Origin of the sequence: Rothia sp. HSID18067 (assembly GCF_003989445.1) — a bacterium.
Taxonomy (GTDB): Bacteria; Actinomycetota; Actinomycetes; order Actinomycetales; family Micrococcaceae; genus Rothia; species Rothia aeria.
The window spans coordinates 354,773-368,986 of the sequence record NZ_RBMF01000001.1 but is presented as its reverse complement, the minus strand read 5'-3'; the positions used below and the strand labels follow the sequence as shown (position 1 = coordinate 368,986).

Genomic DNA, 14,214 nt, shown 5'->3' with positions numbered 1-14,214 from the left:
TAGTACGGATGCGCGGGGCCTACTGCCGCCTGGTGCTCAGAGCTCTTTCCCCTCTGGGTGCAGCGGCGGGAAAACCGCGGTAAAACCCGGGACTATGCGTTGTACGTGGTTTTAGTCATGTGCGATCTAAAACCTTGAAAACACAGTCCCGGGTTTAGTTTTAGGGGTGAGCCTGCCTAAGGTTTCGGGGTGTAGATTTATGAGAAGGTGAGCGAGTACAGCTGCACTCCCGGCGAGACTTTGAGTTCAATAATTCCGCTGCTTTGCTCATCGCCACGCACAATGTGGTGAGCATTAGGAGCGCCGTCAACGTGGATCTTTTCCGTTGTGCCGTTGCGCCGCACTTCAATGGTGCCGCTGCCACCGGCAACAACCTGTACTCCGTGGGCACGATAGTTAATCCGCAAAGTGCCGTCGCTTCCTTGAGGCTCAATACGTTCGGGGGTCATGGCCCACGTACCATTGAGGTCGAAGTGATCAATGTCTAGACGGTCTGCCGGTTTGAAGGTTTGGGTTCCGCTGGAGTAGTTTCCATGTCCTGCGAAGTACATTGCACGTTTAGCCCCCAGGTATGTTTCTGGGGTTCGGGCATCGTGCGTGTTCTGTGTTTGTTCTTGCGCATCGTCCTTGTGAATGGGGTCTGGAAGCTGCACTTGTGGGTTTGCGGCTTTGAGAAGTTCGCGCACCTGCGCTTCAGTCACCTTGTGCCCGCCTTCACCATAGTGAACAGCACGAAGTTTGCCTTCGCTATCGATGAGGTAGTGCGCGGGCCAGTAGCGGTTGCTGTAAGCACGCCAAATGGCATAGTCGTTGTCTTGAACTACCGGGTATTTAATACCTAGGTTCTCAATGCCCGCCTGGACATTCTTAGCTTCGTGCTCGAACGCATATTCCGGTGTGTGTACTCCCACTATTTCCAGGCCATAATCACGGTATTTGGCGTAGAGTTCATTCAGATGCGGTGCGGTCCTCTGGCAGTTAATGCACGAGTAGGCCCAGAAATCAACGAGTGTGACTTTTCCACGCAGATTGGTGAGAGTTGGCTGATTCTTGGTGTTAAAGTTACCCGTGCCGCCCGCTATTTCCGGGGCAGAGCCACAGTCCTGCAATTTTTCTTCGTCGGGTCGGCATGTGCTGATCGCCCCACCGGCCGAGGAGGAAATAATATTGTTCTGCGTACCTTGACTAATGGCCTGCTCAATCCCTTCCGTATAGTTCGGGATTGCGCGCTGCAGCTGAGCGGGAACGTTAAATATCAGCCCGATCGACAGGGCGATTAAGAGTATGCCCGAGGCGGTGCGTACTCCGCGCTGGTGGGTGCGGAACGTCTTAACCCGTTCGGCGATACTCCGCCCCGCAAGAGCAAAGATCAGCAGCGGGATGGCTGTTCCAAGAGCAAAAGATAGGGTGAGTGCTACGGTTTCGACGCCAATATTTCCGGTTGCGCCGGCAAGGGTAATAGCTGCAAGAACCGGGCCCGCGCAGGGCACATAGACGAGGCCGAGAGCAAGCCCCATGAGGAAACCGCCGCGTGTGGTGCTGCGTTTCGCTCCGAGTTGTGAGAATTTCGCGAAGGGTTTTTCGAGCAGGCGCTCCAGCGGGGGTATAAACATACTCAACCCAACAATAATGAGGAAGGTTATTCCTAGAATCCTCAGCGTGTCCTGCGGCAGGTGCAAGGCAGCAAGAATAACCGAACCGAGCAGGGTAAAGAGGCTGAAACTCAGAACAAGCCCGCCCACAACTTGGTAGGGGCGCCAGCGTGATGCGGTGCGCTGTGTGGGTGCTGAAGTTGTGTTTGTCAGGGCCGCGCTTCTGCGTGAGAACAGGGCTTGCACATTGTTCGCGGAGTCTTTTACCGTGTCTGTTTGCCCGTTGTCAACGGATGCGGTGCGCGCCGAATCGGCACCGCCGGTGACAAGAATAACGGGCAGGATAGGCAGGATGCAGGGTGAGATTCCGGTAATAAGACCACCGAGTATGCCAAGGATGATGAGTGATAACAGCATAGTTATTTTCCTCTTGGATTGCTCATACGGGGCGATGCTGCCCCGCGTGTTGTCATGGTTATATTCGGAACAGAGTGCGGTTTCGGTTTGGTTGGAATTATTTTTATGGCGGCCCCTGCACACTTGGCGGCGTTTTCATGTGCTCTCTTACTGCGCAATACTACAGCCCATGAAATTTCTCTGGGGTTGTTCACGAATGGCCGCACACGCATCGTTTAAAAAATTTTTGAGGTTTTGCAATCCGAACGGGCTGCATGTTCCGAATACTTTGTGAGTCCGGTTCAGGATTCTGAATATTTCGCAATGGCATGGGTGCACCTGTGGGCTGCCCGTGCCGGTATAAGATTTGGAGTTATGTATGTCCGCTATTCTTCGCACTGTGTCTTTCGCTGCTGCTTCTGTGGCTCTAGTTGCTGGTGTTTCTGCATGTTCTTCTAACGCCTCCAATCAGAACTCATCGCCGAGCGCATCGTCGAGTTCTTCTGCGTCGTCCGCCCCCTCTTCTTCTGCCATGATGAGTTCAGACGCAATGATGTCTCCCTCAGCTATGCCGAGCCAGTCCGCCATGTCTGGGGACAAGATGGATGGCGACCACGGCAAGATGGGCGGCGATAAAATGCAGGGAGATCATGACGAGAAGAAACATGATGATCATAAGATGGACGGTGATAAGGACGGCAAAATGGAGAGCAAAGACGCCATGATGTCTCCTTCGGCCTCGGCCATGTCGAAATAGTATTTTGCCGGTATGCTGCTTTACACCCTGGAATATTTTCTGGGGTGTAAAACATACCTAAGCTTTATTTCCTATAGATAGAATAATCAAATGTCACTATTGAGGGTGATATGATATGGTTATGACTTTTTTGGATCGTCGGGTGACTTCGGCGTATAAAGAAGCTCAGAAAACCGCCCAAATCCCTCAGGAATATCAGCGCTTAGCTGCATTGATGGAGTGCGCTGCCGCAGGGAACGAGCACTGTTTTGAAGCTCTATACGATGCACTTGTGCCGCGTCTGTACGCGCTTATTAACCGCATTCTTCATAACCGAACGCATGCGGAAGAAGTCACCCAAGAAGTTTTTCTCGAAATATGGCAAAAAGCGCCTTTATACCGTGCAGAACGCGGTGCTGTATTGTCGTGGGCTGCAACTATTGCTCACCGCCGTGCGGTTGACCGGGTACGCTCCGTTGCGGCCTCCGCAGAACGTGATTTCACACGCGGTCTTGAGGAGTATCGGGAATCGTATCATCACGTTGATGACGCACTAGCTGCTTTTATGGATACCGAGGAGGTTCATCATGCCCTATCGGGTATTCCACGTGAACAAGCTCAGCTGCTCACCATGGCATATTTCGGTGGTAAATCGCAGCGTGAGATCTCTGATGAAACGGGTATTCCTCTAGGAACTGTCAAAACCCGTATGCGCGCTGGCATGCAGAAACTACGTGAACGATTGGAGGGCACCCGTGAACGCTAAAGACTATCCCGAAGATTTTCCCGATAAACTCGACTATGCCCTCCACACGCTTTCGCCAACACAGCGCGCAGCATTTGAATCGTGGGCTTCCAAACAGGAGCGCGAAGACGCTGAGGCTGATGCTGCGGCTCTCTCCGAGGTTTTCGGCACTTCGCTCACCCCGCTTGAGCCGTCCGTTGAGATTAAAGCCCGTGTGATGGCGCAGGTTGCGCATACCGAGCAAATCCAGCCAGCCCACGAGATAGGCGCAGATGATGAGCTTACCGAGCATACGAGCGATTCTGCCGAAAACCAAAGTCCCTCTGCCTCAGATCCTGCGGACGACACTGAAACTACCGCAGGCTCAGAGGATTCCGCCTATGCGCGGGCTAAGCGGCGGTGGTTCGGGGTTCAGGGGTTGCTCTCTCCGTCTCGCCTGACAGCTGCGGCGAGTATTGTTATTGCCGCTAGCCTGGGTGTGTGGGGGTTCGCACAGCATCAGCAATTGGAGCGTACCTCTCAGGAGCTTCAAGCCGCGAGGGCGTCTTCTTCGGCAGCTGCGCACCCCGGTGACCAGTCGATCGTCGAGCAAATCAGTACGGCGCCTGACCTTTCAATGGCTCAGGGGAAAGTCAACGGTATGCCGGTATCGGTCATGTACTCCCCATCCCACAATATGGCGGGTGTTTCAACAACAAATCTGCCTGCACTGCCTGAAGGGAAGGTCTATAAACTCTGGCTGTACGATGCTCAAGGCACTATTGTGGGGTCGGGAACCCTCAATTCTGCTGGCCGTGGTGCCGGGGTCACAACCATGACAGAGCATGACCTGAGTAGGGTCACCGACTTTGGTATATCGATTGAAGATGAATCGGCTCATTCCCCTAGTCAGAAACCCGCCATGCTGGAAAATGTTGTGTAGGAGAACGCGTGCAGGCACCCCAGCCCTATGCAGGTGGAGGTAATACGTGCCTTAGAGGTTGGCCCTCTCGTTTTCGTAGAATAGTCCCTATGGCTAAGAAGAATAAAGGCGGCAAGAAAGGCGCATCCACCGCTGCGGTTGCGCTCTTGAAGGAAACTGAAACTCCTTTTGAGATCCGCGAGTACGAGCATGCGGAGGGAGAAACTTCCTTTGGGCTGGAGGCCGCACAGAAACTTGGTGCTGACCCCGAGCAGGTGTTTAAAACGCTTCTGATTGTGCACGACAAAGATTTCGCGGTGGCAGTGGTTCCGGTGAGCGGGCAGCTGAATCTGAAAGCGGTGGCGCACGCCCTTGGCTGGAAGAGCGCCTCCATGTGCGACCCGAAGATTGCCGAGCGCCGCACCGGGTATGTGGTGGGCGGTATTTCGCCATTAGGGCAGAAAACTCCTTCCCCCACGCTCCTGGATGCCAGCGCCGAACAGTATCGGACCATTATGGTCTCTGGCGGTAAACGCGGGCTTGATATTGAGCTCTCCCCCGCCGACCTGCTCAAACTTACCGGCGGCAGCTATGCGCCTCTTCGCGCCTGAGCCGCCGTGCCTTGAGCTGCGGGTCCCCACTGCGGAGGACGCCACCGAATGGTATGCGCTGTTCAGGGATACGCGCATCATGGAGTATTTGGGGCGCCCCGCAGATTCACTCGCCCACTATGAGGATATGGTGGTGCGGGCTCGTGCCGACTATGAGCGGGAAGGGTTCTGCCTTTACACGGTGCTGGCTGATGGTGAGGTGGCTGGTTTCACCGGAGCCCATCGGTGGGTGAACGATTGGGGCCCGACCGGGCAGATTGAGCTGGCCTGGCGGCTTGGGTGCGCCTTCTGGGGTGAGGGCATCGCCACCCGTGCCGCCCAGCAGGTGATGGGTGAGCTTACCGATGCTGGGCATCAGCAAGTATATGCCGTTATTCACACCCGCAACCGGGCATCAGCGGCAGTGGCCCAACGTTTAGGGATGCGTCAGCGCAGCAGCTATGAGGCACAGGTGAACGGTCTGGCCCTGCCCGTCACCGAATGGGTCACGAACCTGTACCGCCCGGGAACAAAACCTGAGCCGGAACCGTTATAACGACGACAGCTCATAAGAGAAGATTTGAAGGAGCAGCAGTGGGAAACTCACTACCGGGCACCGGGAAGATTGAGAAAAACTGGCGTGAAATCCTCACCCCTGAGGAGTATGCGGTGCTGCGTGAAGGCGGCACCGAACGAGCCTTCACCGGTGAATACTGGGACACGAAAACCGAGGGTGTCTATTCGTGCCGAGCCTGCGGCACCGAGCTTTTCCGCTCTGCTGAGAAGTTTGAGTCGCACTGCGGCTGGCCCTCTTTCTTCGCCCCGCTTGCAGAAGAACGTGTGCGGTATCTGGAAGATACTACGTTCGGGATGCGCCGGGTAGAGGTGCGTTGTGCCGCCTGCGATTCGCATCTGGGCCACGTGTTTGAAGGTGAAGGGTACGGCACCCCCACCGACCTGCGGTACTGCATTAACTCGGTGTGCCTGAGCCTTGAACCCGCCGCCGGCACCACCCCATAGGTTATGCAGTACAACACACTCACCGCTGCCGTCAGGGGCAGCACCCGGTGGGTAGAATAAAGTGAACGCCCGTTTCGGTGCGGCCGCCACCCCTTGTGGGCATACCGCACACCCCAGCAAAGGATGCCGCATCTTATGAGCCCCAGTTCTACAGAGCCGTCTCACTCCCCTGTCTCAGACGATACGCTTGGGGAGCTACGGGGGTTCGTGGTGCCTGAGGTGGTTCCCCTTGACTCTCCTTCCGTGCCTATTCCGCCCGTTATTGACACCGAAAGGGCATTACACCGAGCAGCTGACGAGTTGGCAGGCGCATCGGGACCGGTCGCGGTTGATACGGAACGTGCGCAGGGCATCCGTTACGGCAGACGTGCATTTTTGGTGCAGCTCAAACGCGACAATAAGATCTACCTCATTGACCCGGAGGCATTCAAGGATTTACGCATCATTAACGATGCGCTCACCGATGCGGAATGGGTGATTCATGCCGCGATCCAGGATTTCCCCAGCCTAGACATGCTGGGGATGCGCCCTAACCACCTGTTCGACACTGAGCTGGGTGCACGCCTTGCGGGTATGGAGCGCGTGAACCTAGGCGCCGTAGTCGAGGAGCTGCTGGGGTACCGGCTGGCGAAAAAACACTCAAAGGAAGACTGGTCTACCCGGCCTCTACCGAAAAACTGGCTGAACTACGCCAGCCTGGATGTGGATGTGCTCATTGACCTGCGGGACGCCGTGGAGGAACTCTTAGATTCGCAGGGTAAGCTCGGTATCGCTCGGGAAGAGTTCGCGCACCTGTGCCTCATGCCCGCCTTCGATGAGCAGCAGTACCGTGCCGAGAGGTGGCGCAAAACGAAGGGCCGCAACGAGCTGCGTTCGGTGCGGCAGCTCACGGCGCTGCGGAACCTGTGGTTCGAGCGGGATAAGCTGGCGCAGAAGAAAGACATTGATTCCAAACGGCTGCTGAGTGATGCGGCGCTGGTGGCGGCAGCAAAAACCATGCCGCACACGGTGCCGGGTATCCTGGAAATCCCAGGGTTTCAGACGCGCCTGCTGAAACGGGAAGCCACGCGGTGGGTGCGTGCCATCACCGATGCTGCCCGCGATCATGACCCGGTGCCCTACTCCACCCCCTCAAGCGCCCCTCCCCCGTTAAAAGCGTGGGAGACGAAACGCCCCGAATCTTTAGCAATATTCACTGAGGTGCGTGAGGTCATTAACGCACTGTCGGAGCGGCTGGACATCCCGGCACAGAATATTATTAACACCGAGTACGCGCGGCGCCTATGCTGGGAACCCCCTGAACCGTACTCTCAGGATGCACTGGCTGCTGCACTCTACGAGTGCGGTGCACGCCGATGGCAGGTGCAGCTCTTAGCACCCCAAATGCACCAGATTTTCGTGGCACACCTGGAGAAGTAACCGCTGTGGAACCCAAATTATGGGACGCGCCCGTTTTGGGGATATGGTGGTGCTAAGGGCGATTACCCCATTGACCCGCGCCCGCGCATACACACCCGAAGGAAATAACGTGACCATGAGCGAAACCACAGAATCGTGCGGCTGCTCGCGCACCACCACCCAGCAGGCCACCGGAACCGCCCCGAACGAAGGCACCATCTCCCGCCGGAATGCGCTTATTGCGGGGGTAGCCGGAGGCACCGGTGCGGTGGCACTAAGCGCATGCAGTGAAGGAGGCTCCTCCCGGGGCTCAGGAAACAACAATAGCAGTGCGGGCGGCCAAGGCCCGAACGAGCCCACAGATATGGGGTCCGCCGCCGATGTGCCCGCCGGTAAGGCCGCGAAACTAACCGCCGGTAAAGTCACAGCTATTGTGTCCCAGCCGCAGGAAGGCACGTTTAAAGCGTTCAGCTCAACGTGCACACACCAAGGCTGCCAGGTGAACGTGCAGGGCGGGGCGAAAATCGTGTGCCCCTGCCACAATTCACAGTTTTCCCTCTCCGACGGAGCAGCCCAAGGCGGCCCCGCCGAAAAACCACTGGAATCATACAAGGTAGAGGTAAAAAACGGGCGCATCTGGGTGGGATAGTTTTTCAGCGAAGCACCGGAGGTAGTCACCTGATTCGCTCATCCCATCACCAGCGTATGAGGTGCTCTTGGGTTACTCATCAGGATCGTCAGTCCCCTACCCGTCATCATAGAGTGAATCTGGAAAACATTAGGGAAATGTTTTCTTCCGATCTACCTAACGAGACCAATGGTGTTTAGCATCAGGGCCGGTAAAAAACTACTTCGTGGCCTGCTCCCAGTACTCGCTCTCCTGAGTGAGCACAGGAACAACAAACTCATCCTTGTAGTCGCATTTATTTTATAGCCCATAATGCTTATACAGAAGGGTCTGGCTCGTCAAATTCACTATGCACCAGGTGCACCTTGGAGGCAAGAGCAGGGTCATAAAACGGTGACTCAGGATAATACCGAGGATCATCCACAAAAACTCCTGTCGCGTCATCATAGTCATTGGTGAATCCGTAGATTACCCCTTCTTTATCGTATAGAGGGTCCGGGGCTCCGTTCGGGAAATTCCTTCGCTGTTCTTCCTCGAAATCAGACCAGGGGTATCGCACACCCTCACCGGCAATCATCACATTTTCCGCACCCATCAGCTCCTCAAGCTGTGGAATATATGAGGTGGGTAGACCAACACCATACCCCGCCACTACAGGAAACTCTTCATAGATATTTCCACGTAGCCTGGAATAATGATGAACTATACGTTCGATTAGCTGAAGCATGAACTCAGCCCCATACCCCTGATGCAAATCAGGGTGGGTAGAGAAGATATCTTCAAAATTCTTATAAAACACAAAAAGGCCTTTGCGCATATTAATGCCGTAGATGTCAGTGATATTATCTTTGACCCCCATAGCGTTAATGTATCCATGCTCAGGAACTTTAAAGTTGAGTTCACCCAGAAGCCTTGTGCCGCAATCCTCAATATCCTCTACATTCGCGCAGTCTACTTCAGCGATATACCACCCCTGCTGCTGTAAACGAGGCTTCATGATTTTCTCCCAGTACCCACTCTCCTGAGTGAACGCCGGAACAATGAACTCATCTTCATGTTCGTTTTCATAAACCATATAGTTATTTCCTTAAGAAATCCTACACAGGGGGATTCATAAAGAACCTACCTAAGTCCCTGATGAATAAACCCTTAAGCAATATTCCAAAATTTTAACCTCAAGTACTATCACGTTTATCCCATTCCTATAAGCCTCGGACCGTCTAGGGTACGCTGAAACTCTATTCGGCTAGCTAGTTGACTTCATTATTCTGACTACTAATCCGCTAAATAGGTTATACTTGAGCGCACGATCTCGGTCATACCAGCTTTATCTACCGAATCCATGACCGAAAACAACGCAGCTGATAATAACCGCGACTCAGTATAAGGCCTGAACCGGTACTGTTGTAGGCTAGGTTTCTTACCCGCAATCAAGGTCAGCAAGAAACTACCAAGCGCCCAATCAGGTGCATTTTTAACAGCTTTGACCATATCCGACCCATGGGTCTGCATCCACGCCTGATCTATAGTCTGATTCTCGAACCCAGTACCAGTTGAATTAAGCGGATACAGGCTGAGCCTAAAGGCGGTTATTCTTCTACGGGATATCCTGCATCACCCGTAAACGCAGGACTCTCCGGATACCTTTCAGGATCAAAAATCCACTCCCCCCGCTCATCACACCGAGGAGCCGGGAACCCCTGAGGAAAATATTTTTTCTTCCGCTCCTCATGCCAAGTCCACGGATACTCCACCACCTCCGGGCCAGCAATGAGGATCTCGTTATTTCCTGTAAAGAACTGCTCCACACGCGGCAAAGAAGCCCGGCTCACCCCGAACCCGTACCCTAAAGTCACCTCATAATCATCCCCAGACCGAGGACGTGGGCTAGGACGCATAGGATAGACCAGACGCATATAATCAACCATATGCACGGCATAAATAGCGTAACTATCGTTCCCTAAACGATCCGCCATCGACAGTACGTCCTCAAAGTTTTTATAGTACACAAACAGTCCCTGACGCAGATCAAGCCAATCAACCTCAGTAGCATATTCAAAAGCCCAATGGACATCAAACTCATACGGAAAAGAATCCCAATCAAACTCCAGAGCTGTTAAAAAACGACGCCCAAATTCCAATGATCCAGTGGCTCCAGCACAGTCAACCTCTGCGATATACCACCCTTCACGCTCAAGATAGGGCTTCATACAATTCTGCCAATACCCATCTTCCTCAATGAAGATCGGGGCAATAAAAGGTTTTGAAAGATTATGTTGATATGGCATGCTGTTTCTTTCCCAAAATTAACTCACGAGGCAAATAAAGATATAGAGCACGACCTGGGGTATAACCCGTATACGTCATCTAGCTAACCACCAGATGCCTTGATACTATGAGTCCTTACTGCCAGTGTAGGATGTGCTCTCGGGGTATACGTTGGGGTCAGTTATCCAGATACCATTCTCATCATACCGAGGATCGGGAAAACCATTAGGGAAGTATTTCTTCTTCCGCTCCTCCTGCTGAGACCAAGGGTATTCAGTATCAGGGCCAGCAAAGATTATTTCGTGACCTCCAAAATACTCTTCGACACGAGGAAGGGAATCTTTCGACACCTCAAACCCGTACCCAAAAAGAACCTCGTATTCGTCATCACGCCACATAGGACGCCGTGGGTAATAAGCATTCATAATGTAAAGGATATCCACACTATACCTAGCATAACCCTCCATGTTTAAACCGTCAGCCATAGATAGAACATCTTCAAAGTTTTTATAGTAGACAAACAATCCTTGACGCATATCAAGCCAATCGATATCTTCTGCATATTCTTCAGCCCATTTCAAATCAAATTTATGCGGGAATGAACTCCAATCAAAACTGATAGCATTCATAAAACGAATAGCAAAATCATAGGCATCCACAACCCCTGCGCAATCAACTATAACAACATGCCACCCCTCCTGACGCAGAGAAGGAAGCATATAGTTTTCCCAATAATTATTATCTCGTATAAAAACAGGGATACTAAACGGTTTAGAATATAAAGCCTCATAAGGCATATTCGTTTCCTTTCAAAATTAATCAACAAGGCGGACAAAAGTTAAATAGTGATCTGGCGAATAGTAAATACTTCCATTGCTTCCTACTACGATACGATGCGTTCCCCGATTAAGTCCTGGTTTACCATTTTCCTTGATGATATACTCTGGTGGTTTTGCATCATATTCAGTATATGTAATAAAATTACCATAGGAATACAAGCCAGCAGGGCTGCCCACAGGCGACACCAACCGGTCATAGACAACCCTGCCTTTTCTTATATAGGTTATTGATTCTATTCTGCTACTCTGGCAAATGCGGATACTCATCTGCGAAAGGCCCCAGCGTCTCTGCACTCTCAAACTCAGGATGCTCAGGATCAAACCTATCCACAACCACCACATGCCCCCAGAAAAACTCCCGCACCAGCGGAAGATTTTTCTCAGAACATTCAAAACCATAAATAAACTTAAGATTTTCATCTCCGTCGCGAAGACGCTCCCAGCGATAACGATCCTGCATACGTGCAATATGCTGGTATAAGGTATCCGCTTCTGCCGGGCTACTGCGGATTAAACCATCAAAGTCAGAAACATAAACAAAAAGTCCTTGCGACAGGTCCTTCCATTGATCAATTTCTTCAACAACATCAAGTGTCCACCACACAGCTTCGTCTGGCAAAGGCCAAGGACAATCAATGGCACGAATAACTTCCGCTTCTAGACTATCCGAGTCAGAGATATTGGAACTTATAAAATTTACGATTTGCCAGCCTGCTTTTACAAGAGACCCAACGCGCTCCCGCAAAATATGGGACTCTTTAATATATATAACTGGAATAAATCCCCAGACCTCATCAACTTGCTCCACACTAATTCCCCCTCAATAATACAAAATCTTTATAATGGTTGGGAATATAGTAAATATCACCATTACTACCAATTACCGAACGTTCATTGTCCCGTTTTACCGGCAACCTAGGTTCGTCTCGCATAATATGCCCAGCGTCACGAACGTCAATTTCAAAATATCGAATATTGAGGTTTGTTCGGATGTGCTTTACCCATTACTGCCGCCGGTATAGGTGGTGCTCTCGGGGTACTCGTCAGGATCATTAATCCAATCCGTACCATCCTCATACAACGGGTCAGGAAAACCATTCGGGAAGAAAAACTTCTTGCTCTTTTCCATTTCAGTCCAAGGGTACTCTGCCTCGTCTGCCGCGATGACTACTCGATTTTCAAAGAACTCTTCTATCTGGGACACGTTCTCTTGTGAAATATCAAAACCGTACCCAACTAGAACTTCGTACAGACCACTGCCATGTAGTGGACGACCAGCATAATTTACTTCCATGATCTCAAGGACATTTACACATGCGCTTATATCATCATCAGCCATAGTAAAAAGCTGCTCGAAATTCTTATACAAAACGAAAAGCCCCTGACGCATATCCCTATCCCTAATCAAGCATGCTTCTTCGGATGCCCAGCGCATATTGAAACCTTCGGGAAAACTGTAGTTAGGGTCGATAGTTTTAACTAACCGCCTGGCGAAGTCCATGTACGATACCACCCCAGCACAATCAACAGTCATGACAGCCCACCCTTCTGCTTCTAGATAGGGCAGCATATGGTTTTCCCAGTACCCATCCTCACGGATAAACAAAGGGGCAATGAATTCCTCAGCAGACCGTTCTTGTTGATAAGGCATGTTTCTCTCTAAAATGCAGACAGGCAAAGAAGTCTAACGATGCTTACTCAGATGAACTTTCTCCCTCACCACCGCCAGTATAGGAAGTGCTCTCAGGGTATACGTTGGGGTCAGTTATCCAGATACCATTCTTGTCATACAACGGATCGGGAAAACCTTTAGGGAAATATTTCTTCTTCCGATCTTCCTGCTGAGACCAGGGATATACAGCATTGGGATCAGCGCAGATCGTCTGATGACCTTCAAAATACTCCTCAACGCGAGGGAGAAAATCTTTCGACACCTCAAACCCGTACCCAAAAAGAACCTCATACCCTTCATAACCGGCAGGCCGCATAGGGTAATGAAGCTGCATCGAATCAATGAGACGTACTACATAGTTCGCATAACTATCAGCCCCCAGATAATCGGCCATCTTTAGAACATCTTCAAAATGTTTAAGATAAACAAACAGCCCTTGGCGCATATCTAGCCAGTCGATTTCAGTAGCAAGTTCTTCAGCCCAGTATGAGTCAAATCCACCACTAATCTCATTCTCCCAATCAAGTCGGATCGCTTCCATAAGTCGATACCCAAAATCCCTAGTACCTTGCGCTCCTGCGCAATCGACCTCCACAACGCACCATCCTTCTTTCTCGAGGTAAAGGCGCATATAATCTTCCCAGTATCGATCTTCTGCAAGAAACAAAGGCGCGATGAATTTTTTAGAAGACTCTGCTTGTCTATAAGCCATTTTCTACCTCTTTTGGAGCGCAACTCGACAAGAGAACTAACTTGTATTATTCAGAAGAACCTTCCTCACCACTGCCGCCGGTGTAGGATGTGCTCTCGGGGTATTCATCAGGATCATCAATCCACTCCCCATCCTCATACAACGGGTCAGGAAAACCCTGAGGAAAAAACACTTTCTTGTACCTCTCTACACCGCTCCAAGGATATTCCACCCCATCCTTGGCGGTTACAGTTTTATCTTCAAAGAATTTTTTGATCACAGGTAGGCTCTCGCGTGAAAATTCAAATCCATATCCAAAGAGAACCCGATAAAGCCCACTACCGAAAACTGGACGAACAGTATAACGACCGTCCATAGTTTCCAGAATATTTACGCATGCTGTAACAGCCTTATCATCCATCACGAAGAGGTCATCAAAATTCTTGTACAGCACAAACAGTCCCTGGCGCATATCAAACCAGTTAATCAGACAGGCATCTTCGGACGCCCAACGCAGGTTAAAATCATCCGGAATAGCATAGACACTCTCAATACTCTCAACCAGACGATAGGCAAAATCCAACGTAGTTTTTACCCCAGCACAGTCAACAACAATAACCTTCCACCCCTCCGCTTCCAGATAGGGCAGCATATGGTTCTCCCAGTACCCATCCTCACGGATAAACAAAGGAGCTACAAAAGATTTCGGCCTTTCTGGTGTATAAGCCATGGTTATTT

16 protein-coding genes are annotated in these 14,214 nt (G+C 51.4%); 8 read left to right on the top strand and 8 right to left on the bottom strand.

Annotated features, from left to right (window positions below):
- Positions 1–197: 197 nt before the first annotated feature.
- Positions 198–2,009, bottom strand: a complete 1,812-nt coding sequence (locus D8M23_RS01695; RefSeq protein ID WP_126853322.1) for a cytochrome c biogenesis protein DipZ — start codon at positions 2,007–2,009, stop codon at positions 198–200.
- Between the two features lie 358 nt (positions 2,010–2,367).
- On the opposite strand from D8M23_RS01695, the gene D8M23_RS01690 reads away from it, so the two are divergent.
- From D8M23_RS01690 to D8M23_RS01655, 8 genes are all read left to right on the top strand, one after another.
- Positions 2,368–2,745 carry a hypothetical protein gene (locus tag D8M23_RS01690; RefSeq protein WP_126500192.1) on the top strand — a complete coding sequence of 126 codons (378 nt, stop codon included), beginning with the start codon at positions 2,368–2,370 and terminating at the stop codon, positions 2,743–2,745.
- A 121-nt stretch (positions 2,746–2,866) separates the two neighbouring features.
- Positions 2,867–3,490, top strand: a complete 624-nt coding sequence (locus D8M23_RS01685; RefSeq protein WP_238693728.1) for a sigma-70 family RNA polymerase sigma factor — start codon at positions 2,867–2,869, stop codon at positions 3,488–3,490.
- Positions 3,480–4,391 carry an anti-sigma factor gene (locus tag D8M23_RS01680; protein ID WP_126853319.1) on the top strand — a complete coding sequence of 304 codons (912 nt, stop codon included), beginning with the start codon at positions 3,480–3,482 and terminating at the stop codon, positions 4,389–4,391. The genes D8M23_RS01685 and D8M23_RS01680 overlap by 11 nt, the downstream gene beginning before the upstream one ends.
- 89 nt (positions 4,392–4,480) lie before the next feature.
- The gene (gene ybaK, locus D8M23_RS01675) at positions 4,481–4,981 is read left to right on the top strand and encodes a Cys-tRNA(Pro) deacylase (protein ID WP_126853317.1); all 501 of its coding nucleotides are present in this window, start codon (positions 4,481–4,483) and stop codon (positions 4,979–4,981) included.
- On the top strand, positions 4,962–5,516 hold the full coding sequence (locus D8M23_RS01670; protein WP_126853315.1) for a GNAT family N-acetyltransferase: 555 nt from the start codon (positions 4,962–4,964) through the stop codon (positions 5,514–5,516). The genes ybaK and D8M23_RS01670 overlap by 20 nt, the downstream gene beginning before the upstream one ends.
- A 38-nt stretch (positions 5,517–5,554) precedes the next feature.
- Positions 5,555–5,980, top strand: a complete 426-nt coding sequence (msrB, locus tag D8M23_RS01665; RefSeq protein ID WP_006887551.1) for a peptide-methionine (R)-S-oxide reductase MsrB — start codon at positions 5,555–5,557, stop codon at positions 5,978–5,980.
- A gap of 135 nt (positions 5,981–6,115) precedes the next feature.
- Complete coding sequence (locus tag D8M23_RS01660; protein WP_238693727.1) at positions 6,116–7,399, top strand: HRDC domain-containing protein; 1,284 nt, start codon at positions 6,116–6,118, stop codon at positions 7,397–7,399.
- Between the two features lie 19 nt (positions 7,400–7,418).
- Complete coding sequence (locus D8M23_RS01655) at positions 7,419–8,027, top strand: Rieske (2Fe-2S) protein (protein WP_174234598.1); 609 nt, start codon at positions 7,419–7,421, stop codon at positions 8,025–8,027.
- A gap of 295 nt (positions 8,028–8,322) precedes the next feature.
- On the opposite strand, the gene D8M23_RS01650 is transcribed toward D8M23_RS01655, so the two are convergent.
- The 7 genes from D8M23_RS01650 to D8M23_RS11745 all read right to left on the bottom strand — a co-directional run bounded on the left by D8M23_RS01650 (position 8,323) and on the right by D8M23_RS11745 (position 14,206).
- Positions 8,323–9,081 (bottom strand): hypothetical protein, encoded by a 759-nt coding sequence (locus D8M23_RS01650; RefSeq protein ID WP_126853313.1) that lies wholly within the window; start codon positions 9,079–9,081, stop codon positions 8,323–8,325.
- 514 nt (positions 9,082–9,595) lie between these two features.
- Entirely contained in the window at positions 9,596–10,294 is a 699-nt protein-coding gene (locus D8M23_RS01640) for a hypothetical protein (RefSeq protein ID WP_126853309.1), read from the bottom strand.
- Positions 10,295–10,399: 105 nt separating this feature from the next.
- The gene (locus tag D8M23_RS01635; RefSeq protein ID WP_126853307.1) at positions 10,400–11,071 is read right to left on the bottom strand and encodes a hypothetical protein; all 672 of its coding nucleotides are present in this window, start codon (positions 11,069–11,071) and stop codon (positions 10,400–10,402) included.
- Between the two features lie 283 nt (positions 11,072–11,354).
- On the bottom strand, positions 11,355–11,921 hold the full coding sequence (locus D8M23_RS01625; RefSeq protein WP_238693726.1) for a hypothetical protein: 567 nt from the start codon (positions 11,919–11,921) through the stop codon (positions 11,355–11,357).
- Positions 11,922–12,110: 189 nt separating this feature from the next.
- Positions 12,111–12,764: a hypothetical protein gene (locus D8M23_RS01620; protein ID WP_126853301.1), complete on the bottom strand. Its 654-nt coding sequence runs from the start codon at positions 12,762–12,764 to the stop codon at positions 12,111–12,113.
- A 43-nt stretch (positions 12,765–12,807) separates the two neighbouring features.
- Positions 12,808–13,497: a hypothetical protein gene (locus D8M23_RS01615; RefSeq protein ID WP_126853300.1), complete on the bottom strand. Its 690-nt coding sequence runs from the start codon at positions 13,495–13,497 to the stop codon at positions 12,808–12,810.
- A 46-nt stretch (positions 13,498–13,543) separates the two neighbouring features.
- The gene (locus D8M23_RS11745; RefSeq protein ID WP_161971639.1) at positions 13,544–14,206 is read right to left on the bottom strand and encodes a hypothetical protein; all 663 of its coding nucleotides are present in this window, start codon (positions 14,204–14,206) and stop codon (positions 13,544–13,546) included.
- Between the last annotated feature and the right edge of the window lie 8 nt (positions 14,207–14,214).